The organism is Leucobacter chromiireducens subsp. chromiireducens, from assembly GCF_016758255.1.
Taxonomy (GTDB): Bacteria; Actinomycetota; Actinomycetes; order Actinomycetales; family Microbacteriaceae; genus Leucobacter; species Leucobacter chromiireducens.
In genome coordinates this window covers 977,581-1,004,242 of sequence record NZ_QYAD01000001.1, presented here as the reverse complement: position 1 = coordinate 1,004,242, position 26,662 = coordinate 977,581, and the positions used below count along the sequence as shown (strand labels likewise).

23 protein-coding genes are annotated in these 26,662 nt (G+C 67.2%); 4 read left to right on the top strand and 19 right to left on the bottom strand.

What is annotated here, in order from left to right:
• Window positions 1-24 precede the first annotated feature (24 nt).
• Window positions 25-1,128, top strand: a complete 1,104-nt coding sequence (locus D3226_RS04710) for a lipid II:glycine glycyltransferase FemX (protein WP_202381201.1) — start codon at window positions 25-27, stop codon at window positions 1,126-1,128.
• 81 nt (window positions 1,129-1,209) lie between these two features.
• Here the strand turns inward: D3226_RS04710 and murJ are convergent, their stop codons facing one another.
• The 10 genes from murJ to dapB all read right to left on the bottom strand — a co-directional run bounded on the left by murJ (window position 1,210) and on the right by dapB (window position 12,073).
• Window positions 1,210-2,811 (bottom strand): murein biosynthesis integral membrane protein MurJ, encoded by a 1,602-nt coding sequence (murJ, locus tag D3226_RS04705; protein WP_202381200.1) that lies wholly within the window; start codon window positions 2,809-2,811, stop codon window positions 1,210-1,212.
• Between the two features lie 4 nt (window positions 2,812-2,815).
• On the bottom strand, window positions 2,816-3,790 hold the full coding sequence (locus D3226_RS04700; RefSeq protein WP_202381199.1) for a lipid II:glycine glycyltransferase FemX: 975 nt from the start codon (window positions 3,788-3,790) through the stop codon (window positions 2,816-2,818).
• A 5-nt stretch (window positions 3,791-3,795) separates the two neighbouring features.
• Window positions 3,796-5,472 carry an RNase J family beta-CASP ribonuclease gene (locus D3226_RS04695; protein ID WP_202381198.1) on the bottom strand — a complete coding sequence of 559 codons (1,677 nt, stop codon included), beginning with the start codon at window positions 5,470-5,472 and terminating at the stop codon, window positions 3,796-3,798.
• Between the two features lie 15 nt (window positions 5,473-5,487).
• A complete protein-coding gene (dapA, locus tag D3226_RS04690; RefSeq protein WP_202381197.1) occupies window positions 5,488-6,465 on the bottom strand; it encodes a 4-hydroxy-tetrahydrodipicolinate synthase in 978 nt (325 codons plus the stop codon).
• A gap of 53 nt (window positions 6,466-6,518) precedes the next feature.
• Window positions 6,519-7,070, bottom strand: coding sequence for a dihydrofolate reductase (locus D3226_RS04685; RefSeq protein ID WP_237462231.1), 552 nt, complete (start codon window positions 7,068-7,070; stop codon window positions 6,519-6,521).
• A gap of 2 nt (window positions 7,071-7,072) precedes the next feature.
• Window positions 7,073-7,882 carry a thymidylate synthase gene (locus D3226_RS04680; RefSeq protein WP_202381196.1) on the bottom strand — a complete coding sequence of 270 codons (810 nt, stop codon included), beginning with the start codon at window positions 7,880-7,882 and terminating at the stop codon, window positions 7,073-7,075.
• A complete protein-coding gene (locus D3226_RS04675; RefSeq protein WP_202381195.1) occupies window positions 7,879-8,880 on the bottom strand; it encodes a GGDEF domain-containing protein in 1,002 nt (333 codons plus the stop codon). Before D3226_RS04675 ends, D3226_RS04680 begins: the two co-directional genes overlap by 4 nt.
• 213 nt (window positions 8,881-9,093) lie before the next feature.
• Window positions 9,094-10,692: an APC family permease gene (locus D3226_RS04670; RefSeq protein ID WP_202381194.1), complete on the bottom strand. Its 1,599-nt coding sequence runs from the start codon at window positions 10,690-10,692 to the stop codon at window positions 9,094-9,096.
• Between the two features lie 137 nt (window positions 10,693-10,829).
• A complete protein-coding gene (locus D3226_RS04665; RefSeq protein ID WP_337248896.1) occupies window positions 10,830-11,306 on the bottom strand; it encodes a hypothetical protein in 477 nt (158 codons plus the stop codon).
• Window positions 11,303-12,073 (bottom strand): 4-hydroxy-tetrahydrodipicolinate reductase, encoded by a 771-nt coding sequence (dapB, locus tag D3226_RS04660; protein ID WP_202381193.1) that lies wholly within the window; start codon window positions 12,071-12,073, stop codon window positions 11,303-11,305. Before dapB ends, D3226_RS04665 begins: the two co-directional genes overlap by 4 nt.
• Window positions 12,074-12,186: 113 nt before the next feature.
• On the opposite strand from dapB, the gene D3226_RS04655 reads away from it, so the two are divergent.
• The gene (locus D3226_RS04655) at window positions 12,187-13,692 is read left to right on the top strand and encodes a biotin carboxylase (protein WP_202381192.1); all 1,506 of its coding nucleotides are present in this window, start codon (window positions 12,187-12,189) and stop codon (window positions 13,690-13,692) included.
• 66 nt (window positions 13,693-13,758) lie between these two features.
• Here the strand turns inward: D3226_RS04655 and D3226_RS04650 are convergent, their stop codons facing one another.
• From D3226_RS04650 to D3226_RS04640, 3 genes are all read right to left on the bottom strand, one after another.
• Window positions 13,759-15,168: a M16 family metallopeptidase gene (locus D3226_RS04650; protein ID WP_202381191.1), complete on the bottom strand. Its 1,410-nt coding sequence runs from the start codon at window positions 15,166-15,168 to the stop codon at window positions 13,759-13,761.
• 83 nt (window positions 15,169-15,251) lie between these two features.
• On the bottom strand, window positions 15,252-16,490 hold the full coding sequence (locus D3226_RS04645; protein ID WP_202381190.1) for an NYN domain-containing protein: 1,239 nt from the start codon (window positions 16,488-16,490) through the stop codon (window positions 15,252-15,254).
• A gap of 141 nt (window positions 16,491-16,631) precedes the next feature.
• Window positions 16,632-18,899, bottom strand: a complete 2,268-nt coding sequence (locus tag D3226_RS04640) for a polyribonucleotide nucleotidyltransferase (protein ID WP_202381189.1) — start codon at window positions 18,897-18,899, stop codon at window positions 16,632-16,634.
• Window positions 18,900-19,179: 280 nt separating this feature from the next.
• Between D3226_RS04640 and D3226_RS04635 the strand changes: the two genes are divergently transcribed.
• On the top strand, window positions 19,180-19,542 hold the full coding sequence (locus D3226_RS04635) for a hypothetical protein (protein WP_202381188.1): 363 nt from the start codon (window positions 19,180-19,182) through the stop codon (window positions 19,540-19,542).
• Here D3226_RS04635 and efeB read toward each other — a convergent pair.
• The 6 genes from efeB to D3226_RS04605 all read right to left on the bottom strand — a co-directional run bounded on the left by efeB (window position 19,526) and on the right by D3226_RS04605 (window position 25,657).
• Window positions 19,526-20,824: an iron uptake transporter deferrochelatase/peroxidase subunit gene (gene efeB, locus D3226_RS04630; RefSeq protein WP_202381187.1), complete on the bottom strand. Its 1,299-nt coding sequence runs from the start codon at window positions 20,822-20,824 to the stop codon at window positions 19,526-19,528. The two genes, D3226_RS04635 and efeB, sit on opposite strands and share 17 nt — an antisense overlap.
• Window positions 20,814-22,028, bottom strand: coding sequence for an iron uptake system protein EfeO (efeO, locus tag D3226_RS04625; RefSeq protein WP_202381186.1), 1,215 nt, complete (start codon window positions 22,026-22,028; stop codon window positions 20,814-20,816). The genes efeB and efeO overlap by 11 nt, the downstream gene beginning before the upstream one ends.
• Window positions 22,029-22,036: 8 nt before the next feature.
• Entirely contained in the window at window positions 22,037-22,951 is a 915-nt protein-coding gene (efeU, locus tag D3226_RS04620) for an iron uptake transporter permease EfeU (RefSeq protein ID WP_202381185.1), read from the bottom strand.
• A gap of 210 nt (window positions 22,952-23,161) precedes the next feature.
• The gene (gene serA / locus D3226_RS04615) at window positions 23,162-24,754 is read right to left on the bottom strand and encodes a phosphoglycerate dehydrogenase (protein WP_202381184.1); all 1,593 of its coding nucleotides are present in this window, start codon (window positions 24,752-24,754) and stop codon (window positions 23,162-23,164) included.
• Window positions 24,755-24,845: 91 nt separating this feature from the next.
• Entirely contained in the window at window positions 24,846-25,163 is a 318-nt protein-coding gene (locus D3226_RS04610; RefSeq protein ID WP_237462230.1) for a hypothetical protein, read from the bottom strand.
• 5 nt (window positions 25,164-25,168) lie between these two features.
• Window positions 25,169-25,657, bottom strand: coding sequence for a hypothetical protein (locus tag D3226_RS04605; RefSeq protein ID WP_202381182.1), 489 nt, complete (start codon window positions 25,655-25,657; stop codon window positions 25,169-25,171).
• Window positions 25,658-25,750: 93 nt separating this feature from the next.
• Here D3226_RS04605 and D3226_RS04600 point away from each other — a divergent pair, with 93 nt between their 5' ends.
• A complete protein-coding gene (locus D3226_RS04600) occupies window positions 25,751-26,608 on the top strand; it encodes a hypothetical protein (protein ID WP_202381181.1) in 858 nt (285 codons plus the stop codon).
• The last annotated feature ends 54 nt before the right edge of the window (window positions 26,609-26,662 follow it).

Sequence of the window (26,662 nt, the reverse complement as noted above, 5' to 3'; positions counted from 1 at the left end):
CAGGTACGGCTAGACTCGATCGTCATGAGTGCTCCCGCGCTTCGCGCCCGTTACGCGACGCCTCAAGAAATCAGTTCCTGGGATACCCTTCTCGCAGACAACCCCGACGGGGGTGATTTCCTCGTCTCCACCACCCTTGCGGACACCAAGCGCACGGTCGCTTGGCAGCCCCGCTACGTCGTGTTCGAGCGGGCCGACTCCCGCGTGAGCGTCACGCTCGTCCTTGAGCGCAAAGTCCCCCTGCTGGGGCGGCTCTGGTACATCACTCGCGGCCCCGCCGTGACCGAGCTCAACGGGCTCGCGGAGCATGTTGCCGCGCTGCGAGACCTTGCGCAGCGCGAAGCGCGCAGCGTGTTCGCCATCACGTTCGAACCGCCCATCGCGGTGAGTGAGCTGAGCGAGCTCGAAGGACCGGCGCCTGCACCGCTCGCCGCGCTCGGCGCGGTGCGCCGCCCCGCGATCCAGGGCAGCGCGAGCACCGCAATCGTGTCGCTCGAGCGGAGCGAGGACGAGCTCATCGCGAGCTTCGACAAGAAGTGCCGCAACATGATCCGCCGCGCGCAACGCGACGGGGCGATTGTCGAGCAGCTCCCGGCATCCGAGGAGACCTTCGGCCACATGCACCGCCTCATGCGGCTGGTGGGCGGCGGCACCGCGAACCTTGCACTGCGGCCGAAGTCGTACACCGAGTCACTGTGGCGAGGCTTCGCGAGCGCGGGCCAAGGGCAGTTCTACGCGATCAACGTCGACGGCACCCCCGCGGTGATGAGCTACATGATCGTCATCGGCAAGCGCGCGTTCTACAAGGACGGCGGCTCCGAGCGCGATCGCGTCTCCCCTGGCATGTCGAACCTGCTGATCTGGCAGATGATGCTCGATGCGCAGGCGGCCGGCGCGACGGAGATCGACCTCGTGGGCATCGCACCCGCGTGGGCCACGAGCACCGCCGATCACCCCTCGTATGGGCTCGGGCTCTTCAAGCTCTCGTTCGCTCGCGAGCGTACGGACTACATCGGCGCCTTCGATCTGCCGATCAAGGCGGGCGCCTACCGGTTGTGGCAGCGGATCGGCGAGCGCGTGGTCGCCAAGCTACACCGCTCGAAGTACCAGGACATCGGGCTGTACTAGCCACACAGGCGTCTCACACGACAGCCACCCTGCAGCGCTCCTCATTCCGCACTGCAGGGTGGCTGTTGGAGTTTTGGCTGGCTACCCGCGGCCGAGCTTGCGGCGGAGGGTGCCGGCGATCTCGGTGATCTCGGGTGAGCGCATCGCGAGCAGCACCATGAGGTACACAAGTCCCACCGCGATCCCCACCACGATCGCGAAGGCAAAGGACTGCCAAACGTTGTAGGCGGGCACCCAGTGCTGCAGCGCAAGGCTCACACCCAGGCCAGCGAGCACCGCAGGCAGCACCGCGAGCGTGAATCGCACCATACTGCCCAGCACGCGCTGCCCATCGATCCGGCCGATCTTTCTGCGCAGCAGGATGGTGCCGACGAGGGCCTGCGCAAATGTGGCGATTGAGTACGCAAGTGTGACCGCTGCGCCACGAATGTCTGCGGGCACCCACAGGCACGTCACCGCGAGCACGATGAAGAGCCCCTGCTGCACACAGGTGAAGATGAACGGCGTGCGCGTATCAGACAGCGCATAGAACGAGCGCTGCACGATGAACAGGAAGCTGAACGGCGCGAGGCAGAGCACGTAGGTGCGCAGCACAAGCGCAAACTGCTCGACCTGCAGCGGGGAGCCGCGCTCAATGAGCGGGCTGAGGAACGTTGCGGCGGCGAAGATCGCGCCGGCGGCGAACACCATCACGAGCGACACCTGGCGCACCGAGGCGGAGAAGTCCGCCCGGAAATCTGCCATGCGACCGTCGCGTCCCGCCTCGGCGAAACGTGTGAAGTACGCGGTCGCAAGCGACACCGCGAGTACCGAGTGCGGCATCATGAGCACCAGCCAGGCGTTCCCGAGCGAAGCCGACGAGGGCCCCTGGCCGGTCGCCGTGCCCACCACGTTCGAGGTCACCCAACCGCCGATCTGGATCACGGCGATCATGGCGAGGCTCCAGCTCGCGATCTTTGCGGTTGCACCGAGGCCCATCCCCCGCCACACGAAGTCGGGGCGATAGCTGAGGCCCGCCCGGCGCCACGAGGCGAAGAGGATGAGCGCCTGCGCCACGACGCCGAGCGTCGCGCTGCCCGCAAGCACCGCGATTGCGAGTCCGTTCCAATCGCCGGGGGCACGCGCACCGGTGGGGTCGGCGCCGAACCACATCATGAAGAGCACGATGCCCGCGATGCTGATGATGTTGTTCAGCACGGGCGCCCAGGTGTACGGGCCGAACACGCTCCGCGCGTTCAGCACCTCCCCCATCACCGTATAGATTCCGTAGAACAGGATCTGCGGCAGGCACCAGTAGGCGAAAGCGGCAGAGAGCGCCAGCTGGTCGGCGGGCCACGAGAGCTGGAACAGCCATACGAGGAGCGGCGCGCCGAGCATCGCGAGCGCCGTGATGATCGTGAGCGCAACGATCACGAACGTGAGCACTTTGTTGATGTAGCCGGTGCCGCCGTCAGGATTCCGTGCGGCGCGCACGATCTGCGGCACAAGCACGGCGTTCAACATGCCGCCGAGCAAGATCGTGTAGACCGTGTTCGGCAGCATGTTGCCGTTCGCAAACGCGTCGGCCGAGATCGAACTCGTCTGGCCGATCGCGGCGGCGAGCACGATCACTTTGGCGAGGCCGAGAACTCTCGAGAGGATCGTTCCCGTCGCCATGACGGCGCTCGCGCGCAGCAGGCTCATCTGTCTAGTCCTTTGTGGGTTCCGCGGGTGCTGCCTCGGCGGGCTTCGCCTTCCGGGCCGCGGCCTTCGCGCGAAGCTCGTGCGCCCAGTCGAGGGTGCGACGCAGGGCGTACTTTCCGGGGAGCACGGGGATCTCCCACGCGCCCGAGAACTGCACGGCGTGCCCCCCGAAGGTGCGCTTGAACGTCGTGAAGCCGGTCCACTCGTCCGGCACATCGTCGCGCGCTGAAATCCCGTAGAAATCGAAGGTGCTGAGCCCCCGCGCTTTGGCGTCGAGCATCAAATACGCGATGAACGGCCCGGAGATGTGCATGCTCACGTTCGAGGTGTCACGGCCCACGTAGAGGTAATACCGAGTGTCCTCGTCGTCGACGACGTAGCCGACCACCTTGGTCTCGCCATCCTGCTTCGCGGTGAATACCCGGGCGATGCCCTCGTCCACCAGTCCACGGAAGTGCGTGAAGTACTCGCTATCGCGCACCTCGAACGAGCGCGTCTCGCCCGTCTGGCGGAGCAGCTCGATCCCCAGCTGGTAGTCCGCCTCGTCCGCCAGCTCAGCGAAGCTGTAGCCGCGCTTTGCCGCGCCGCGGTACTGCTTGCGGCGGGTGGTGTTCATGCCGGCAATGATGTCTTCCTCACTCTGCGTGAGGTCGACCACGTGCGTGCGGCTGGGCTGGAATCCCGTGAGCATGCGCTTGCCGCGCTTCCCCGCTTGCGCGGGGGTGATCGGCAGCGAGGGTTCGATGATCAGGCGGTAGCAGCCGAGCTGCTTGGCCTGCGCCTTCGCGTGGGCAATCGCCGCGTCGAGGCCGCGCTCGTCACGCACTACCGGCCCGTAGGGCAGGTAGAGGTAGGGGCCGAGCGAATCGCGCACGATTCGCCCGAAGTAGTGCCAGTCGGTGCCGGAGCCAGAGATGACTTTCTCTCCGAGCTCCGACTGGAACTGCCACCAGCGTTCAGTCTGGAAAAAGTTGGCCATACTCCCTACACCACCACGACGACGGGCACGATCATCGCCTTGCGGCGCAGCTTGGTGCCGACCCAGCGACCGACGGTGCGGCGCGTGATCTGCTGCAGCTGGTGGTGATCGGTGATCCCGTCCTTCATGGCATCCTCAAGCGCCTTCGCGACCTGGGGCTTGATCTTCTCGAAGACGTGCTTCTCCTCTGCGACACCCTTCGCGTGGATGTCGGGGCCGGACACGATCTGCCCGAGTGTGGTCTCCACAACGGTGATGACCGAGATGAAGCCCTCCTCGGCGAGCGTGCGACGGTCGCGCAGATCGTCCTCGGTGACCCGGCCAACGCTCTTGCCGTCGACGTAGATGAAGTCGATATCGAGCTGGCCGACGGGCCGTGCGACACCGTCAACGAGATCAACGACCGTGCCGTTCTCGGCGATCACGGTGCGATTCTGCGGCACCCCGGTCTCGATCGCGAGCGCGGCATTCGCGACGAGCATGCGGTGCTCGCCGTGAATCGGCATCACGTTCTTCGGGCGCACGATGTTGTAGCAATAGAGCAGCTCGCCCGCGGACGCGTGGCCCGAGACGTGCACCTTGGCGTTGCCCTTGTGCACGACGTTGGCGCCGAGCTTGATCAGCCCGTCGATCACGCGGTACACAGAAGTCTCATTGCCTGGGATCAGGCTCGACGCGAGGATGACGGTGTCGCCCTCACCCACCTCGACCTGGTGCTCACGGTTCACCATGCGGCTGAGCACTGCCATCGGCTCACCCTGCGAACCGGTGGACATGTACACGATCCGATGATCGGGGATGTCGCCGCTCTTCTTGAGGTCGACAAGCACGCCCTCGGGAACGTCGAGGTAACCCAGGTCGGCCGCAATCTTCATGTTGCGCACCATCGAACGGCCGAGCAGCACGACGCGGCGGCCATTCGCCTGGGCCGCATCCAGCACCTGCTGCACGCGGTGCACGTGGCTCGAGAAGCTCGCCACCACGACCTTGCCGCTCGTCTTCGCGATGACCTGCTCGATAACGGGACCGATGTTCTTCTCGGGCGAGGTGAAGCCCGGCACATCGGCGTTGGTCGAGTCGGTCATGAAGAGGTCAACGCCCTCCTCGCCGAGTCGCGCGAACGCGCGCAGGTCAGTAATGCGACCGTCAAGCGGCAGCTGGTCCATCTTGAAGTCGCCCGTGCCGATCACCATGCCGGCATCGGTGCGGATCGCGACCGCGAGCGCGTCGGGGATCGAGTGGTTCACCGCGATGAACTCAAGATCGAACGGGCCGAACTGCACACGCTCGTCCTCCGCGACCACCTTCGTGACGGGGCGGATGCGGTGCTCCTTCAGCTTCGCCTCAACAAATGCGAGGGTGAGCTTCGAGCCGACGAGCGGGATGTCCTCGCGCTTCTTCAGCAGGTAGGGAACGCCACCGATGTGGTCCTCGTGGCCGTGCGTGAGGACGACCGCGACGATATCGCCGAGGCGATCCTCGATCTTCGAGATATCGGGCAGGATGAGGTCAACACCGGGGTGCTGGACCTCGGGAAAAAGCACGCCGCAGTCAACGACGAGCAACTTGCCGTTGATCTCGTAGACGGTCATGTTCCGGCCGACCTCGCCGAGGCCGCCGAGCGGCGTGATGCGCAGTGTTCCCTGCTCGAGGGCGGGGGGCGCGTAAGGGGGGTTGGGCACAAAGCCTCCTGTTTGTTAGCGGGTGGTGCCTGCGATCTTGGGCAGGGCACCGCCGGCAGCCGCATTGCGGTCCGGCCTGAAGTTTGAAAGGTCGACGCCGGGGACGTCGCTGACGAGCGCGAGCTCGTCTTCGATGAGTGCGGCCTCCCACTCCTCCGGCCCCACGAGGGGAAGCCGGACGCGCGGGCTGCCGATACGGCCGAGGCCGTGCAGGATGTACTTCGCCGCGACCGTGCCGGGAACGTGCGTCATCACGGCGCGCACGAGGGGCTCGAGGCTCTGGTGTGCGTCGCGCGCGGTGTGCAGGTCTCCTGCGTTCACGGCGTCGATGATGGCGCGGTACGGCGCCGCGGCGATGTTCGCCGTGACCCCGATGAGGCCGGTCGCGCCGATCGCGAGGTGCGGCAGCACGTTTGCGTCGTCGCCCGAGAAGTACATGAGATCGGTCTGGTTCAGCACACGGCTGACCTCGCTGAAGTCGCCCTTGGCGTCCTTCACCGCGAGAATGTTCGGGTGCTTCGCGAGACGGAGGATCGTCTCGTACGTGATCGGTACGCCGGTGCGACCGGGGATGTCGTAGAGGATCACGGGCAGGTCGGTCGCGTCGGCGACCATGCGGAAGTGCGTGAGCAGGCCCGCCTGGGTGGGCTTGTTGTAGTACGGGGTGACGATCATCACACCGTCTGCGCCCGCCTTTTCGCTGGCGCGGTACAGCTCAATCGCGTGCGCGGTCTCGTTCGAGCCACCGCCCGTGATGATCTTTGCGCGGCCACCGGAGACCGACTTTGCCACCTCAACGAGTTTGAGCTTCTCAGGGTCCGTCAGCGTGCTGGTCTCGCCAGTGGTACCCGTGACGACAATGCCGTCGGCGCCACTGACGATGCAATCGTCGATGTGCTTCTCCACAGCAGGCCAATCGACCTCGCCGTCCGCCTGGAAGGGCGTGACGAGCGCGACGAGTACCTGTCCGAAGGGATTCTCCTGATTTGCCACCACCCTAGGCTACCGGACGCCGCGGCCCCTCGCTCACCGGGAGACCGTATTCGTCATTCGGTGACGCGCAGCCAGCGCTCGAATCGGTAGCCCAGCCCGCTTGCCGCACGCTCATCCACTCCGGCCTCAGCGAGTTGCCATTCAGCCCCGAGCTGGGGCGCGAAGGTATCAGCATCGGGCACGTCGAGCGCGATCCGGGTGATGACGAGCTCGCTCGCGTGCGGCAGGGCGCTGCGGTAGAGCTCGCCGCCGCCCATAATCCACGCGTCCACGACGCCCGGCTGCGCACCGGAATCCACGTCTGGTCCCGCGTCCGAGTCGAGCGCCTGCAGCGCTGCGTCGAGCGAGCCGACCACGGTGGCGCCGGGCGCCGCGTACGTCGAGTCTCGGGTCACCACGATGTTCGAGCGGCCCGGCAGCGGCCGAACGCGCTCCGGCAGCGACTCCCATGTGCGCCGCCCCATGATCACGGGCGCACCCAGGGTGCTTCGCTTGAAGTGCGCGAGGTCCTCAGGCAGATGCCAGGGCATGTCGCCCGCGCGGCCGATCGCCCCGCCCCGAGCTTCGGCCCAGATCATGCCGAGCCGCGGGCGCTCCCCCGCCATGGTTAGACCGCCACCGGGGCTTTGATGCCCGGATGGTGCTCGTAGCCCAGCACCTCGAAGTCCTCGAGTGTGTAGTCAGAGATCGACTCTGCCTTGCGGATCGCGATCTTCGGGTACGGGAGCGCCTCACGGCTGAGCTGCAACTCGACCTGCTCGACGTGGTTGTCGTAGATGTGGCAGTCGCCGCCCGTCCAGATGAACTCGCCGGGCTCAAGCCCGGTCTGCTGCGCAACCATGAGCGTGAGCAGCGCGTACGAAGCGATGTTGAACGGCACGCCGAGGAACATGTCGGCCGAGCGCTGGTACAGCTGGCAGGAGAGCTTGCCGTCCGCGACGTAGAACTGGAAAAACGCGTGGCACGGCATGAGCGCCATCTCGTCAAGGTCGGCGACGTTCCAGGCCGACACGATCATGCGCCGCGAGTCGGGCGTCTCACGGATCTGCTCGATGACGCGCTCGATCTGGTCGATGTGCTCGCCCGCGGGGGTGGGCCAGGAACGCCACTGCACGCCGTAGACCGGGCCAAGGTCACCATTCTCATCGGCCCACTCGTCCCAAATGGTCACCCCGTTGTCGGTGAGGAACTTCGTGTTCCCCTCGCCGCGGAGGAACCACAGCAGTTCAACCGCGACCGATTTGAAGTGCACGCGCTTCGTGGTGAGCAGCGGGAACGACTCCGCGAGATCGAAGCGGATCTGTCGCCCGAAGAGGCTCCGAGTGCCGGTTCCCGTGCGGTCCGACTTCGCATCGCCGCGCTCGTATACCTCGCGCAGCAGGTCTTCGTAGGGGGTGGGAATCTGATTGGCGCTCACGCCCCCAGTGTACCCGCGCCCCACTCGGGAACCGCCGTGCCGGGCGACTCCGCGCGTTCCGCCAGGAGCGGACGGCCGCGCCGCTTCGCACTCAGCATGAGGAGATCCGCGCGCTCGATGAACTCAGCGGAGCTCTCCCCCGGCCGCCACTCAGACACCCCGAAAGACCAGGCCGGCTCAGTGATCACGCCGCGCAGCCGCTCGGCGGTGCGCACGGCCCCCGCCTGATCGACGTCGACGAGTAGTAGCGCGAACTCGTCGCCCCCGAAGCGCGCAAACACGTCTTCCGGTCGCGTCCGCTGCCCCATCTGCGTGGCGAAGCCCCGCAGTAACGCGTCGCCGGCGCCGTGCCCCAGCGCGTCGTTCACGGCCTTGAATCCGTCGAGATCGAGGTACAGGAGGGAGAGCGGGTGGCCCCCGCGCTCCGCCGCGGTGACAGCCGAGCCGAGCAGTCGCTCAAAGCCACGTTTGTTCCACACATCGCAGAGCGGATCGGTGAGCGAGGTGCGTTCGAGCCGCGCTTTGAAGTGGCCCACCAGTTCGCCAATCACGATGCCGGTCACCCCGATCGTGAGCACGACCGTTCCCATTTGGATCCCGAACCGGCCCAGCATGATCGCGGCGTACAGGAGAATCCAGACGGAGCCGAGCAGCCGCGCGAACCACATCGGCATGAACCACACGAGGAACAGGAAGAACGGGAGGAAGAGGAGGCCCAGGTTCACCGCGCGCAGCATCGTCGGCACGAGCAGCACGGAAGGCACGACGACGAGCAACACGAGCACCATCAGCGTGCCCGCAGCCGCCCGCGTGAACCGTCGACCGAGCAGCAGGATAACCCCGCACGCCACGAGGCCCGCAAGCGCGGTGGCGAAGAGATCGGGGCGCGGCTCATCGTTCTGCCGCAGCGCGGTCGCATTGAGCAGCGCGAGGCAGGTGCCCGAGAAGAGAAATGCGGCAGCCGCAATCGACATCTCCGATTGCTGCACCCGCTTCATGATTCCCCAATCATGCGCTACCCTTCCCCGGGTCGCACCACACGTCACCGATTCTAGCGAGCGACCGCTCACCCCACACCTCCCCCGGGACGGACCGGAGCCGCTGCGGTGAGCGCTCAGCGATCCCGAACGAAAACGGCCTCGGCGGGCCGCAGATCGTCATGATCCGCGGCCCGCCGAGGCCGAAGCGCCCCACCGGGCGCACACGAGTGGCTAGGAACCGAGCCCATCGTCAAACACAGGCATCGCCGAAGTGTCGGACGCCGCATCCGCCTTCGCGAGGACCTGGCCGCGGAAGAACGCGGGCGAGGCCTTCGCCTGGACGAACATGAGCACGACGCCGAGGCCGAGCACCACGACACCGATGATGCCCACGAGCCCAATGCCGCCGATGTTCGAGCCCGAGCCGAACGCGGGATCCATGCTGTCGACCGTGGTCTGCACAAACACGATGAGCAGGATGATGCCGCCGAGGCCCGGGAGCACCATCTTCGAGATCACCGAGCCGAGGCCCTCCTTGCCGGCGGTCTTGCGGAAGTACCAGGGGCTCGCAAGCGCCGTAATGCCGTAGTAGAAGCAGACCATCATGCCGAGGGCGGTGATCGTGTCCCAGAGCACGTCCTCGCTGAGGAAGCGCATGATCGCGTAGAACACCGAGGCGACGATCGAGGAGAGCATCAGCGCGACGTAGGGCGACTTGTACTTCGGGTGGATCTTCTTGATGGCGGGCGGCAGCGCACCGTAGTGCGACATCGCGAGGAGCGTACGTGCCGGCGAGATCGCAGTCGAGTTGATCGAGGCCATGGCGCTCACAAGGATCGCGAGCGAGAGCAGGATCGCGGCGGGGCCCATCACGGGATGCGCGAGCGCGGCGAAGACGTTCTCGGCAATCTTCGGGTTGTTCAGGCCGGTGCCGGTCTCGCCCAGGCCCGCGTATGCGACGGTGGCCGCGGCGGTGCTGACGTAGAGCACAACAAGGATGAGAACGAGGATCATCGCAGCCTTGCTCTCGGTGGAGAGGCGACCCTTCGACGGCTTTGTCTCCTCGCCCATCGTGAGCACGGTGTCCCAGCCCCAGTACACAAAGATCGAGACGGCGATACCTGCGGCGAACGCGCTGAAGCTGTCCACCTCAAGCGGGTTGAACCAGGAAAGCTCGGGGACGCGGCCGGCCTCGTTGGCGGGATCAGCGGCGCCGACGAACATTGCGACGATGAACCAGATCATGATGGCCATCTGGAAGATGACGGTGATGTACTGGAAGATCTTCGTCGACGTCATGCCGCGGTACGAGATGAACGTCGCAACCGCCATGAAGCAGAGGCAGACGAGGATGTTGATGAGCTTGTTGCCCGAGAGCTCAGCGATCGAGGGGTCATCTGCGATGATGCTGATCGACTGGAACAGGAATTCGACGGCGATTCCCGCGAGGTTTGAGAGCACCAGCACCGTTGCTGCGATGAGGCCCCAGCCCGCCATCCAGCCCACCCACGGGCCGAAAGCGCGCGCGGCCCAGGTGAAGGAGGTTCCCGAGTCGGGCATCGCGGAGTTGAGCGCGCGGTAGCCGAGTGCCACGAGCAGCATGGGGATGAAGCCCATGAGGAAGATCGCGGGAGTCTGGTAGCCCACCTCGCTCGCGGCCGGGCCGACTGCGGCCGTCAGCGTGTACGCGGGAGCACACACCGAGAGACCGATGACAAGGGCGCCCATGACCCCCACGGTTCCCGACGGGAGGCCCTTCTTGCTGATACCGGTGACCGAGTCAAGCGTTCGAGTTCGTGGCTCGGGAGCGTTGAGGTCATACTTGGCCATGACAACCGTGCTTTCTGGCGCGTGATGGTGCGCATCGTCAGCTACAGGTGATTCCGGCGATGGAATCCGTACGGGGTCATCTGGGCCCCGATCCCTGTCTTTCGGGCATCGAGTCTATGCAGGGGATGCCGTTTTCCCTAATCCTTCGAAGAAATCCCACTGATTTCGTTCTTTTCGAGGGCAATCGCTTCGCGAATCGCCCCTCTTGCGCGCTTTCGGTCACCGCATGCGTCGTACACAATGCCGAGGCGCATCCAGCTTTCCCACGATTCTGGGTTCGCTTCTACCTCCGCACGGTAGCGCGGGAACGCAGCGTCGGCGTCCGCGCGCTCGGGGCGGCCTGAGGGCCGGGTTGCCACGGGTTCCTCAGGCATGAGGCCCGCGGCGTCGAGCCGATCTGCCAGGCGGGTGGCCTGGCGCCCGAACATCAGCTCGCGCGCGAGCGCCCAGACACCGAGCAGCGGCAACACCAACATAGCGACGCCCATGACAATCGGCACAAGCGTGCCCGAAGAGAGCAGCCCCACTGCGCGGATTCCCGCGAAGATGAAGTACAAGACGAGCAGCACGCTCATGATCGTGACGCCGATGATGGCGCGGGTGCGCGCGCTCACGCGAGGTCTCCCGCCGGCGCGGTCGCCGCGGACGCGGAAGCGTCGCCGACCCCCAGGACCCGGTCCAAGCCGACCGTCAGCCCGCTCGCCTCCGTGATGAAGCGCAGGGCCGCGGTGATGCCCGCGCGGTACGCATCGTTCGAGTGGGTATCGTGCGTCACGGTGAGCACCTCACCCGGGCCGCCGAAACGGACCTCCTGCTTCGCCACGACGCCCGCGAGGCGCAGACTGTGCACGGGGATTCCAGCAACGAGCTCGCCACGGGCGGGCTGCTCCGCAAACGGCGCGTCGATCGCGCGGCCCTCACGAGCCTCCGCGATGAGCTCCGCGGTGCGGACCGCGGTGCCCGAGGGCGAGTCCACCTTGTGCGGGTGGTGGGCCTCGACGATCTCGACCGCATCGAAGTATGGCGCAGCGATGCGCGCGAGCGCGGTGCCGAGCACGGAGCCGAGCGAAAAGTTCGGCACCACAAGGACGGTGCCCGAGTGTGCATCGACCTGCTCGGCGAGCCAGGCCAGGCGGTCCGCCGACCAGCTACTCGTTCCGATAATGACGCGCTGCCCGCGCGCGAGCGCGCGCTCGACGATCTCCGGCGATGCATCCGGGTGGCTCACGTCGACGAGCACCGCAGCGTCGGCTCCCGCGTTGTCGTCCGAGGCGCGGCCGAGGCGAGCAACGAGCTCGCACTCCGCCGATTGCTCGACCACCTCGCACACCAGAGAACCGAGACGACCGGAGGCGCCGGAGACCGCAACACGCACTGACATAGCTCCAGAATACCGGGGGCGTGGCTGCGCGACCGCCGCACGGCTTCCCCGCCGTCGCGCGAGAAGTCTGTGGGCGCCCTGAGGGCGATCCCGAGCTGGGGTACCCTCGAAATATGACGACCTCCTCGGGCTCAGCCCCCCAGCGCGCGCGACTGACCTCCCTCGAGCAGATCACGGAGCACCTGCGTGACTCCCCACAGCCGTTCTTCTACGTGAGCCGCTCTGCGACAAACCTGCTCGGTGTGGATCGCTGGGTGGGTGGCTTCCACTACATCACGCTGCGCGACAGCTGGGACGGGGCGCACCCGCGCGCATTCGCACCGAGCAACGTGCCGGCGCTTGAGCCGCGCGGCAACATCAACATCGTCAACTGGCTCCTCGCCAACGACCAGGTGCAGCAGTATATTGCGGCGAACACCCCCGCCGGGCTGCGGCCAAAGGTGGTCATCGCGATGTTCGACGAGCAGACCGAGGCGCTGTGCGCTTCACTCGGCTACGAGCTGGCGATGCCGCGGGTCGCGCTGCGGAAGTCGCTCGATTCCAAGATCATGACCACGCAGCTCGGCAACGAGGCCGGCGCTCCGAGCGTGCCCAATATCCTCACGACTATCACCGGGTGGGATGACCTGCGCGCGCAGGCTGAGGCAGGGGGCCTCGGCGAGAACCTCGTGATCCAGCTTCCGTACGGCGATTCTGGCCGCACCACCTACTTCGTTGCGTCGCACGCCGACTTCGAGCGCGTCGCGAGCGAGATCACGGGTCCGCAGATCAAGGTGATGCGACACATCAACCATCTTCCGCTCGCGGTGGAGGCCGTGATCACCGACAACGCGACGGTGACCGGCCCCGTGCTGCGCGAGATCACCGGGCACCCGGAACTCACCGCGTACAAGGGCGGATGGGCCGGCAGCGAGCTCTACCCCGCCCTCCTGAACGACGATGCACGTGCGCGCACGCTCGCGTTGGTGGAGCGGTTCTGCGCGCGCTTGGGCGCCGAGGGGTACCGCGGCATCCTCGAGGTCAGTGTGCTGCTCGATACCGACACGAACGAGGTCTACCTCGGCGAGTTGAACCCGCGCATCAGCGGATCATCCTCACACTCGAACCTCACGCCGGGCGATACGACGCTGCCGCTCTTCGCATACCACGTGCTGCAGTTCTCGGATGTTGACTTCGAGCTGGATCTCGCAACGATCCAGGCGCAGCGTGCCGCGGCGCTCGATGGCGAGACGTGGAGCACGCTCGTCATTCAGTACCCCGGCCCCGAGGTCGACCGCGTGCTCGAGGCACCGCGCACCGGGCGCTACCGTGTGCTTGACGACGGCGCCCGGCTGGAATTCGTGTCGGCCGATCTCGACTGGCAGGCGCTCACCGACCCCGACGAGGTGTTCTGGATGCGCGCTGTCGGCGAGGGCGAGGTGCGCGGTCGCGGGCTCGACATCGGCATGCTGGTGACGCGCAGCCGCTCGCAGGAGGAGCACTACGCGCTCACTCCCCGCACGAAGCGCCTCATCCCGGCAATCCAGGGCCTCTACCGCGGCAAGACGGTGCCGCTCCCCCAGGTGTACTGGCGTGCGGGTGTGCGCAAGCTCCGCGAGCTCGGGAAGCGCAGCGCGTAGCCTCGCCTTCCCCGCAGGCAAACTCCCCTGCGGGGGTGGAGCGGGCGAGGTGCGGCCAGCGCCCCGCTAGGCGTCCGTAGGCTGCAGCGACGAACGCGACACGTCGCCCACCGCGACCACCGTCATGGGGCGCGCGGCAATCTCCGCAGCAATACTCGTGATCTCCTCCGCCGTGACCGCTGTGAAGCGTTCGAGCGACGCATCGAGATCGTAGAGCTCACCAGCACCGAGCTCGGCCCGCGCAAGGCGACCCATGCGCGTGTCTGAGTCCTCGAGCGCAAGCGCGGAGGAGCCCGCGATCTGGCCAAGCGCCCGCTCATGCTCCTCCGGCGTGATCCCGGCATCGGCGATGCGCTGCAGCTCCAGCTGGCTGAGCTCGAGCACGTCGGCCGCCTTTTCGGGGGCCGTGCCGGCGTAGATCCCGAACAGCCCGGCGTCCGAGTAGCTCGCACCGAACGAGTAGGCGGTGTAGGCAAGCCCCCGCTTCTCACGGATTTCCTGGAACAGGCGGCTGGACATGCCACCGCCCAGCACGGAGTTCATGATGCCGAAGGCGAAGCGACGCGGATCGCCCGCGCGCAGCCCATCCGCGCCGATCATGAGGTTGATCTGCTCGCTCGGTCGCGCGGTCACACTGATGCGCGGTGCCGCCGCGGCCGGGGCGGGCGCCAGTGCCGCCGCCGCAGCGCCAGCCACCGACTCGGTCGCCCCGGTACCCTGGACGCGCCGCACGGGCAGCGCCGCGCGATCCGTGTGCCACCGCTCCTCGGGCGACGCATTCAGTGCCGCGACGACCTGAGCGACCAGCTTGTCGTGGTCTACCGCGCCCGCGGCAGTCACCACGAGCGTCGAGGGATCGTACTGGTTGCGGTAGTGTCGCTCCACGTCGTCACGCCGCGCGCCGCGGATCGTCTCGGGCAAGCCTCCAATGGGACGGCCGAGCGGGTGATCTCGCAGCACCTCCTCGAACAGCTGCTCGCTTGCCACGTCAGCAAGGTCGTCAGCGGCCATCGCGAGCTCTTCGAGGATCACGCCTCGCTCGGTCTCAAACTCATCGGGGTCGAGCACCGAGTTCAGCACCATGTCGGCGAGCACGATCACCGCGTCGTCCAGATCCGCGTCGCGCACCTTCGCGTAGTAGCAGGTGTACTCCTTCGCGGTGAGCGCGTTGTGCTCGGCACCGATCTGGTCAAAGCTCGTCGCGATCTCGTAGGCATCGCGTGTTGGGGTTCCCTTGAACAGGAGGTGCTCGAGGAAGTGTGTGGATCCCAAGCTGCCCGGGGCGTCGTCGCGCTCCGACTGCTCATCGCGGGAGCCGACGCCCACCCAGAAGCCAATCGACGCGCTGCGCGCGCTCGGCATGAGTTCGGTGAGCACGCGCAGGCCGCTCGGGTGCACCGTGCGGCGCATGAGGCTACCGCTCAGGTCAACTGTGAGCTCGGCCTGGTCGAGCGGGAGGAGGATCGGATCACGCATCCCACCAGCCTAGCCCGCGGGGGCCGTGCGCACACTGCGCCGACGCGGCACCATCCTCGCGCGCCGCGAATTCCCAGGCCGTGCTAGTGGCTCTGGTCCTTCAGCCGCACGAGGCGCTCGTGCCCGCTCTCCTCGAGCTCGGCGATATCCGAGCGCGACTTCAGGAAGTCGGAGAAGGAACGGAAGCCGAGCGCGCGCTCGGAGAATGACGGATCCATGCGTCGCATCTGCTGCTTGACCGCGGAGCTATACAGCCAACCGGAGTCGTCCTTGTCCTGGCTGAGCCACAGCGCACGAATGAGGAGCCCGGTGGCATCCAGATCGGGATCGTCGCCATCGTCGTCGTGGTCTGCGTCGTGCTCGTCTTCCAGTGCGTCGAGCGCATTGATGAGCCCGGAAAGCTCGGTCTCGACGGAGTCATCAGGCGTGTCGTTCTCTGCGGCTCCGGGAGTCGTTGCGGGCTCGTCCGCGTCCGTCGCGCCGGTCGAGCTGGCGGTGTCGTCGCGATCGGCCGAGCGGCCGCTCCCCCGTCGCCCGCGCCCGCGGGACGATGAGCCCGAGCGAGCCGCCGGCTCTGCGCCGCGCGCCGAGCCGGCGTCAGCACCCGCGGAGGCGGTGTCTGCCGCGGCGTCGCCGGCGACAGCCGATTCGGTCGCGGCGTCCGCCTTCCCGGAGACGGCCCCGTCCGACTGGGCGCCACCGCTTGCTCCACGCCCCCGGCGCCCGCGCGTTGCCGGCGCGGGTTCGCGCTTCGGCGCTTCGACCCCAGGCAGATCGTCGTAGCTTGCAAACTCGTCGCAGGCGGCCTTCAGCGACTTCGCGGTCGAGCCGGCTACGCCAATTCCGACCACGTACCGCCCCAGGCGGCGCACCCGCTGGGCGAGCGGAACGTAGTCCGAATCCCCCGCGACGATCACCACGTGTGTGAGGTCATCCAGTCGGAACATGTCTTCGACCGCATCAACCGCGAGGCGAATGTCGGCGCCGTTCTTCGCGTAGGCGGCGGCGGGGAACAGCTGGACGAGGTCGACCGCCCGGGCGACGAGCTGCGAGCGGTACTCCGCATTCACGAAGGCCGACCAGTCGGCGTAGGCACGGGTGAGCACCAGCGTGCCGAAGGACGACGCGTAGTCGATGATCGCACCCACGTTCACCGCGGCGGCCTGCAAGCGCTCGGTGACATCGGGCGCGGTGGGGTCCTCGGTGATCTTCTGCCGATCGCGCGCGAACGAGTTTCGCCCGTGCACCCGGTCGTACCAGGAGAGCACAATGTTGTCGAAGTCGAGGTAGACCGCGACCCGGCCGTTCTGAGTATCCGCCATGCGTCCAGTTTGGCAGGCGAGGCGGCTCCCCGATACCACCAGGCACACCGCAATGAAAAACGCCCGCCGTCCCGGAAACCGGGACGGCGGGCGTCAGGCGTGTGACGCGGCGAGCGGGCCGCCGCGCCACACCTCGGAGAGTTACTCCGTTGCGGGGGCCTCGGCCTCAGCTGCGGGAGCCTCTGCCTCAGCAGCCTGCTCCTCGAGCACGGGCTCGAGCGAGAGCTTGCCACGGTCGTCGACCTTCGTGATCTTCACGAGGATCTTCTGGCCCACCGAGAGCACGTCATCCACGCTCTCGATGCGCTTGCCGCCGGCAAGCTTGCGCACCTCGGAGATGTGCAGCAGGCCGTCCTTGCCCGGGAGCAGGGAGACGAACGCACCGAATGCAGCGTTCTTCACGACCGTGCCGAGGTACTGCTCGCCGACCTCGGGGTTCTGCGGGTTCGCGATCGCGTTGACCTGCGCGCGCGCAGCCTCGGCGGCGGGGCCGTCGGTGGCGCCGATGTACACGGTGCCGTCGTCGTCGATCGAGATGTCGGCGCCGGTCTCGTCCTGGATGCCGTTGATCGTCTTGCCCTTGGGGCCGATCAGCTCGCCGATCTTGTCGACGGGGATGTTGACCGTGATGACGCGAGGCGCGGTGGGCGCCATCTCGTCGGGCGCGTCGATCGCCTGGTTCAGCACGCTAAGGATCGTGAGGCGAGCCTCGTGAGCCTGCGTCAGCGCGCCCTTCAGCACGTCGGCGGGGAGGCCGTCGAGCTTCGTGTCGAGCTGAATCGCGGTGATGAAGTCGGCCGTGCCGGCAACCTTGAAGTCCATGTCACCGAGGGCATCCTCAGCGCCCAGGATGTCGGTGAGCGCCGCGTAGCGGGTCTCGCCATCCACCTGGTCGGACACGAGGCCCATCGCGATACCCGCGACGGGTGCGCGCAGCGGCACACCGGCGTTGAGCAGCGACAGCGTCGAGGCGCAGACCGAGCCCATCGACGTCGAGCCGTTGGAGCCGAGCGCCTCGGACACCTGGCGGATCGCGTAGGGGAACTCCTCGCGGCTCGGCAGCACGGGCACGAGTGCGCGCTCGGCCAGGAAGCCGTGGCCGATCTCGCGGCGCTTGGGCGAGCCAACGCGGCCGGTCTCACCGGTCGAGTAGGGCGGGAAGTTGTAGTGGTGCATGTAGCGCTTGCTCGTGACGGGCGACAGCGAGTCGATCTGCTGCTCCATCTTGAGCATGTTCAGCGTGGTGACACCCATGATCTGGGTCTCGCCGCGCTGGAAGATCGCGGAGCCGTGCACGCGCGGGATGACCTGCACCTCGGCGTCGAGCGCGCGAATGTCGCTCGTGCCACGGCCATCCATACGGATGCCCTCGGCGAGCACGCGGCTGCGCACGATGTCCTTGGTGACCGACTTGTACGCGGCCGAAACCTCCGCGTTCGCCGACTCGGGGAGCTCCCCGGCGTCAACCTTCGCAGCGATCTGCTCCTTGACGCGCGCCTTCAGAGCGTCGTCCTTGTCCTGACGCTCGAGCTTGTCGGCGATCTGGTAGATCGGCGCGAGCTCCTCGCGTGCGAGCGCGTCGACAGCAGCGAGCACCTCGTCCGAGTACGGCAGGAAGACGGGGTAGTCCGCAACCTCCTTGGCCGACTGCGCGGCGAGCTCCGACTGCGCCTTGCACAGCTGCGCGATGAAGGGCTTTGCAGCGTCGAGGCCCTCAGCGACCACGGCCTCGTTGGGCTTCGTGGCGCCGCCGCGGATCAGCTCCCAGCTGTGCTCGGTTGCCTCTGCCTCGACCATCATGATCGCGACGTCGTCGTTGCCGTTCTTGTCGGTGACGACGCGGCCGGCCACGACGATATCGAAGACGGCTTCCTTCAGCTGCTCGACGTTCGGGAACGCGACCCACTGGTCACCGATGAGCGCGAGGCGCACGCCGGCGATCGGTCCCGAGAAGGGCAGGCCCGAGATCTGCGTGGACGCGGATGCCGCGTTGATCGCGAGCGCGTCGTAGAACTCGCCGGGTGCGATCGAGAGGACGGTGATGACGACCTGAACCTCGTTGCGCAGACCGCTCACGAAGGAGGGGCGCAGGGGACGGTCGATGAGGCGGCAGACGAGGATCGCCTCAGTCGAGGGGCGGCCCTCGCGACGGAAGAACGAGCCGGGGATCTTGCCCGCGGCGTACGAACGCTCCTCGACATCGATGGTCAGGGGGAAGAAGTCGAAGTGATCCTTCGGCTGCTTCGATGCGCTGGTGGCTGAGAGGAGCATCGTCTCCTCGTCCAGGTACGCGGCAACCGCGCCCTGCGCCTGCTGCGCGAGTCGGCCGGTCTCGAAGCGGATCGTGCGCTTTCCGAACTTGCCGTTGTCGAGGACTGCCTCGGCAAACTTGATCTCGGGACCCTCCACGGGCTCTCCTTTGTTTGGGGTGGGCACGCGGCAACCGCTCGCCGACGCCGGGGCGTTCGCGAGTGCTGATCAACAGTGGAAGGCCACCCCCGCGATCCCAGGAACGAACTGGGAGGGATCCACCACCGAAGACCAGCCACCGTGTGCTCGGTTCATCGTTGTCACGGGCAAGCGCCCGCGCTTCTCAGGATAGCACCGCGGCCCTCCACGGCGGGTGAAAACCCTGGTGCCGCATAGACTGGAGCGCACACTTCCGCAGGACCGAACGGAGCCCGGGCTCATGCCAGCAGATCAGGATCCCGCGATCCGGCGCAGGGCTCGCCGGGACATCGCGATCATCATGTCACCACTCGCGGTCGGCGTACTCCTGAACGCAATCGTGCGCCCCTGGCTCGCCACGTTCATCGACGCGGAGGAGATCCGCCGAGGTACGTCGGTGCGCGGCTCGAACCGGTGGTGGGAGCCGACCCCGCAGTCGGTGGCCGAGCATCCCGTGATCTCCTGGTTTCTGAGCGTCAGCGATGGCGCGCTCGCCGGGGTGCTCCTCGCGAGCTGCGGCCTCATCGCGATCGCGATGTGGCTCTGCGGTCGCATCGCGCGGCGCCGCGGTGAGCGACGCCGCGCAGCTACGCAGACTTCGTGAAGAGCGCCTCGCCCACGTACTCCCCAGGCTGGATGCCACCCGGAATCGCCCACAGGCCGGAGCCCACGTGCCGCAGGTACTCATTCATCGCATCGCTCTTGAGGCTCTGCTGCACGCGCACAAACGTCTCGGGCGTGCGCTGGTAGCTGATGAAGAAGAGCCCGGCCCCCAGCTGGCCAAGCGGGTTCGACCCGTCAACGTAGTTGTAGCCGCGGCGCAGCATGCGCAGCCCGCCGTTCTGCTCAGGATGTGCCAACCGCACGTGCGCGTCCACGGCGATCGCCGGGCCACCCTCCGTCGACTGCGCCGCGAAGTTGGGGGCGTCGAACTCGGCTCCGCCGGAGAGTGGGCCGCCCTCGCCCTTCGTGCGGCCAACGATCTGTTCCTGCTCGGCGAGCGACGCCCGGTCCCAGGTCTCGATCGTCATCGCGATCTTCCGCGCGACGAGGTAGCTGCCACCGCGCAGCCACGCCTGCGGATGATTCTTCGGCGCCCAGATGTACTCGGCGAGCGCATCCTTTTCCTCCGCCATGACGTTCGCGGTGCCGTCCTTGAACCCAAACAGGTTGCGCGGCGTGTCCTGGTTCAGTGACGTCGATGAGGTCCGGCCGAAGCCGAGCTGGCTCCACAGGATACGCGCCTTCCCCATGGCAATGCGGCTGAGGTTTCGGATCGCATGCACGGCGACCTGCGGGTCATCGGCGCACGCCTGCACGCACAGATCGCCACCCGTCGTCGCCGGATCGAGCAGATCAAACGCGAACGCGGGCAGCTCGGTGAACTCCGCGGGCCTGCGATCCGCGATCCCGAACCGATCGATACCCTCCGCGTTCGAGAACAGCGAGGGCCCAAACCCGAAGGTCAGGGTGAGCCCTGCGGCGCCCAGGCCGAGCGCCTCCCCTGTGTCATCGGGCGGAGCGAGCGGTGGGCCGTCAACCGCGCCAGCCGCGGTCACGTCCTCGCCGCGGGTCAGCCGTTCGGCCGCCGCCGTCCAGTCGCGCAGCAGCTCGATCAGCGCCTCACGGTCGACCCCCCGCAGCAGCTCGAAGCTCGCGAAGTGCAGGCGATCCTGCGCTGGCGTGACAATTCCGGCCTGGTGAGCGCCGTGGAACGGGATGACCCGGTCGCCGGCTCCAGCGCCGCCGTCGCCGCCCAGCGCGCCACGTCCAGCGGCGTGCGCGAGCGCAGCACCGCTGGCACCGCCGACCGCGAGGCCGGCGGTGCCAGCGCCGAGCAGGCCGAGCAGGCCGCGTCGGCTGACGCGACGCTCGCTACTCGGCACTGATCCCGAGCACCGTGTGCGTGAGGCGGGACATCGGCTCGCTCAGCGCGTTCAGCTGTGCGCCGAGCTCACCGCGGGCACTCTGATCCACCGTCGAGTAGTCGACGAAGCCGGCCTCGTAGTCGCCGTAGGTGGCGAGCAGCTCGAGCATGCCGTCGAACTGCGCGTCGAGCGTCTTCGTGAGCTTGGCCCCATCGTCGCCCTTCGCCGCGGCGATGTCGCGCACGGCCTCGTACGCGACCTGCGCGCCCTCGACGTTCGCGCGGAAGTCGTACAGATCGGTGTGGGCGAACTCGTTCTCCTCGCCGGGCAGCTTGCCGTCGGGTGCGGCGATCTCGTCGAGCAGGCCGATCGCGCCGTTCGTGATGTCGCTCAGCGTCAGCGAGAAGTCATCCGAGTGCACGAGATCGTAGAGGGAGGTGATGTCGGCAACGAGCTTGTCGCCCACCTCTGCACGCTCCGCCGGCGTCAGCGCAACGAGCTGCTCATCCGGGTAGTTCTTCTTCGCCTCGTCGAGCCAGAGGTCCATCTCGATGCGGTGGAAGCCGGTGAACGGCAGGCCCTCGGCTTCAGCGCCCGGCTTGCGGTAATCGATCGCGGGGTCGAGATCACCGAACTGCTCTGCGGTGGGCTCGATGCGCTCGTAGCTCACACGTGCGAGCGGGAAGAGGCGACGCGCTTCGTCGTCGTTGCCCGCGGCGTACGCGTCGACGAACGCCTGCACCTGCGGCACGAGCTCCGCGGCCTGGCTCTTCACGTACGCGGTGTAGCTCGTCACAGCAGCCTCCTCGGCCGCCGCGTCATCGGCGCTCGCCTCGACCGTCTCGCCCGTCACGGTGAAGGGCATCTTGCCGATGCCCGCACCCACCATGCCCGGCTTGCACACCGTGTAATAGGTGCCGGGCTGCGCGACGAGCGTCAGGTCGCGGCTCGCGCCGGGGGCGATGTTCTCCACCTCGCCGACGATCGAGAGTTCATTCTCCGCGAGCACGTAGAACTCGGTGACCTGCTCGCTCGAGTTCGTGACCGAGAAGGTGATGGGGCCGCTCGCTGCGGTGTCCGCGCTCACCGCGCAGGCATCCGCCGACGAGTCGACGGTGAGCGCGGCTGCGGCGCCCGTCCCGGCGTTTGGCACGCAACCGGTGAGGGTGAGCACGCCAGTCGCGACGACGGCGGCGAGGGTAAGGGTGGATCGGGTCTGCACGGTGACTCCTAGTGGGTGGGTGCGGGGTGAGAAACTGACGCGGCGCTGGCGGTGGGCCGCCCGGCCGGCCGCAGGGCGCGGCGCAGGAAGAGGGTGAGCGTGGGGACGAGGTACAGCACGTACCCGACAAGCTCGAGCTTGGTCATCTCGGGCGTGAAGCCGATGGTGCCCTTCAAGAGGCTGCCCAGCACCCCGTCCGGGGCGATCACCTGCGGGATCCGGAAGGCCCACGCGGCCTCGCCGTACCAGGACTGGAGGAATGCGCCCGCACCCTCAGGGGCGACGGCGAAGGGCCCGGGAAGCACGGCGGCCTCCTGCAGATCATGGATCGCGTACGCCACCACCCCGGCAGCAAACACGATGAGCAGTGCGCCAGTCCAGGTGAAGAACTTCGCGAGGTTCACGCGCAGCATGCCGCGGTAGATCAGCCAGCCCAGCGCGCAGGCGAGCAGGATTCCGGCGATCGCCGCGAGCAGGCCGACGAGCGGGCTCTCTCCCGCCGACCGGGTGGTGGCCCAGATGAAGAGCGCGGTCTCGAGGCCCTCACGCCCCACGGAGAGAAAACCGACGGCCACAATGCCCCAGCCTGAGCCGGCAATTGCCGCGCCCAGCTGCCCCTCGAGTTCCGACTTCATGCCGCGCGCGGTGCGCAGCATCCAGAACACCATCCAGGTGACGAGGCCGACAGCCACGAGCGAGAGCGTGCCCCCGATGATCTCCTGCGCCTGGAAGGAGAGCCCGTACGCACCGAAGGTGAGGATGGCTCCTGCGGTGAGCGACGCGAGCACAGCAAGGCCCACGCCCGCCCAGATCCTCCGAGCTACGTCGGGCCGGCCGATGCGCTGCACGTAGGCGAGCAAGATCCCCACAACGAGCGCAGCCTCGAGGCCTTCACGCAAGCCGATGAGAAAGGTTCCGAGCATGTGTGCCTCTGCGGGAAACGGCCGGCACGCGAGCGCGAGTGTGGCCTGGTGTGATGATGGTAAGGCGTGCCTTACCTCTGGGACTCGATTACAGTACTCCCCCGGTGCGGCTCACGACAAGTCAGCGCGCGAAAACGCGAAAACCCCCTGCCGTACGGCAGGGGGTTTTCGCAGCGCATCACGCCAAAACTGGCGTTCGAGATCCGCAGATCAGAGCGCGTCGATGTCGATCGTGTGCAGCGCGTCAGCACCGATTGCGGCGCGCAGCGACTCCACCAGCTCGTCTGCGATCGGCGCGTCGACCGAGAGCACCGACAGCGCGGTGCCCTTCTTCTCGTCGCGCGCGATCTGCAGCCCGGCGATGTTCACGCCAGCGTCGCCGAGCAGGCCGCCGTACGCCGCGACGATGCCGGGGCGGTCGGTGTAGCTGAACACTACGAGGTGCTCAGGGATCGGCAGCTCAACCTCGTAGCCGTTCACCTCAACGATCTTCTCGATCTGCTTCGGCCCCGTGAGGGTGCCGGAGACCGAGAGCGGGGTGCCGTCAGTGAGCGCGCCGCGGATCGTGATGACGTTGCGGTAGCTCTCGGAGACCGCGTCGACCGAGAAACGCACCTCAACGTTGCGCTGCTCGGCGAGGAGCGGAGCGTTGACGTACGACACGGGGTCGCTGACCACCTTCGAGAAGATGCCCTTGAGCGCGGCCAGGCGAAGCGCCTCCACGTTGTGATCGGCGAGCTCGCCGTGCACCTCGATGTCGAGCGAGCCGATCGGCCCCGCCGCGAGGCCGGCGAAGATCTGGCCGAGCTTCTCCGTGAGGGGCAGGCCGGGGCGCACGGTCTCGTCGATCACACCGCCCGCGACGTTGACCGCGTCGGGTACGAGGTCACCTGCGAGCGCGAGTCGCACAGACTTTGCGACGGACACGCCGGCCTTCTCCTGTGCTTCTTCGGTCGAGGCACCGAGGTGCGGGGTGACGTTGACCGTGTCGAGACCGGTCAGGCTCGTGTCGGCCGGGGGCTCCTGCACGAAGACGTCGAGCGCTGCACCGGCGATCTCGCCGGCGGCAAGCGCGTCAGCAAGTGCGGCCTCATCAATCAGGCCACCGCGCGCAACGTTGACGACGTACGCGGTGCGCTTCATCGCTGCGAGCTGCTCCGCTCCGATCATGCCGAGCGTCTCGGGCGTGCGCGGCATGTGGATCGTCAGGAAGTCAGCGCGCTCCACCAGTTCCTCGAGGGAGACGAGCTGCACCCCGAGCTGCTGCGCGCGGGTGGCGGTGACGTAGGGGTCGTACGCGACCAGCTCGACACCGAAACCGCGAAGACGCTCGGCAACGAGTGCGCCGATACGGCCCAGCCCGATAATGCCGATCGTCTTCTCGTAGAGCTCGGTTCCCGTGAAGGACGAGCGCTTCCACTGGCCGGCGGAAAGCGAGGCGTGCGCGCGCTGCAGGTGGCGCGCGAGGCCGAGAATGTGGGCGACCGTGAGCTCAGCGGCGCTGATCACGTTCGACGTGGGGGCGTTCACCACCATGACGCCGGCCTGCGTGGCCGCCTTGATGTCCACGTTGTCGAGGCCGACGCCAGCGCGGGCGACAACCTTCAGCTGGGGCGCCCACGAGAGCGCCTCCGCGTCGATCTGGGTGGCAGAGCGCACCAGCACGGCATCAGCGGTCGCGAGCGCCGAGCGCAGCGCATCGCGGTCAGTACCGTCGACGTGCACCACCTCGAAGTCGGGGCCGAGTGCGGCAATGGTGGCGGGAGAGAGTTGTTCGGCGATCAGCACGACCGGCGCAGACATCAAGCGAATCCTTCGGGTCAGCGACAGGGAATCTGCATGAATAGTCACGCAGATCACTCAGTCTACCGGCGTCCCGGGCGCGTTCCGCGCGCTAGGCGAAATATGTCGACTCAGGAATGAGGTGCATGACGTCGAGCTGCACTACCGCCACGACAGCGATCCCCGCCGCGAGCAGGAGGATTCGTGTGCCGCCCCCGCGCTTCCGGCCGAGCAACAGCGCACCGGCAAAAATGAGCACCGGCATCGCGATCCCGAATACCAGCCACGCCCAGCCCGAGGCGCTCAGGCCCATCCCCAGCGCGCCAGCGAGGCCAAGCATGCCCGTGAGGTTTCCGATACCGGTCACGGTGGCGTGCACATAGAGCACGGCGACGAGAAGCCCGGCGATCCACCAAGCGATACGAGCCACCACGATTAGCCTCCTCGGGCGATGAGCATTGGAAGCGGCAGGAGCACGACGGCACCGACAGCGAGCAGGATCGTGAGTCGCGCCGCGCCCTTGCCGCGGGCGAACACGAGCGCGGTGAAGAACCACATGGCTGGCGCGAACGGAGCCGCCCAGAAGACAATCTGCTGCAGCACGCCACCGAGCGAACCGCTTCCCGCTGCGGTGAGCGCGTTCACGGTCGCGTAGGCCTGCGCAACGTTCGCCCAACCGAGCGTGTACAGGAGGTAGAGCCCACCGAACACGCCTAGCGCGACGAGCGCGCCGTTCGATACCTGTGTGCCGCGCTCGGCTGTCGCTGCCGCAGCCGACTCCTCGTCAGCCGGAGTGTCCACGGACCCGGGGTCCGGGGCCGCGGCGGCATCCGCGATCACGAGTTCCGGATCCGGATCTCCCTCTACCGTCCACCCGCTCGCGAGCGCGCTCTCCCGCGGCGCTCGGACCGTCTTCTTAGCCATCCCGCCAGCGTAACGAGATGAAGCTCCGAGACACCCGGGAGCCACGTATTCCCGGTATATTTTGACGTACCGTCGACTCGAAAGAGAGCTGTCATGACCGAAACCCCCAAGAAGAAGGTTGTTCGCGTAGAACAGCCTCAGTCCTCCGCACCGGCACAGGGAAGCCGTACGGAAGACGCCGGACCGGCGTGGACTCCCTCCCCCGAGGCGAAGGCGAAGGCCACAAAGCTCCGGATCATTTCCTGGGTGCTGTGGGTCCTCGCAATTGGCGTTCAGGCCTTCGCGATCTTCTGGGTCCTCAAGCAGGTCCCCGTCAACATGTGGCTGCTCATCGGAGCGATCGTCGTGACCGGTGTGCTCTCGGTGATCGGTTCGCTGTGCTGGAAGCAGTCGAACCGCCTCGATCCCGCTTCCGAGAAGGATCGCGTGAAGTTCTTCGTGCAGAACCAGCTCGGCGCGATCATGTCGATCGTCTCGTTCCTGCCGCTCATCATCATGATCTTCCTGAACAAGAACATGTCGGGCAAGCAGAAAGCACTCGCCGGTGGCATCGGCATCGTCGTGCTGCTCATCGCAGGCGCGCTCGGAGCGACCTACCAGTCGCCCTCGCAGGAGCAGTACGCCAACGAGACGAACATCATCGAGCAACTCACGGGCAACGATGAGGTGTTCTGGACGAAGAGCGGAAGCGTCTTCCACGTGTGCCAGACCGTTCCCGACGTGAACAAGGAGTCGAAGGACGGCACCATCTACGTCGGCACCGTCGCCGAGGCGCACGGCGCCGGCAAGGACCGTCTCACGCAGAAGTGGGAGAGCGAGGCGACAAAGCACTGCGGCTACACGCAGGAGCAGGTCGACGCCGTGAAGGCAGGCCTCGAGCAGCCCGCCGCTGACACCACGCAGGACACCGAGGCGCCGGCGGAGACGCCCGCCGAGGAGCCCGCGCAGTAGCGTTCAGCGCCTCCGTTCCGCGGAGGCGCCGCCGTGTGGCCGCCGATCCAGTGG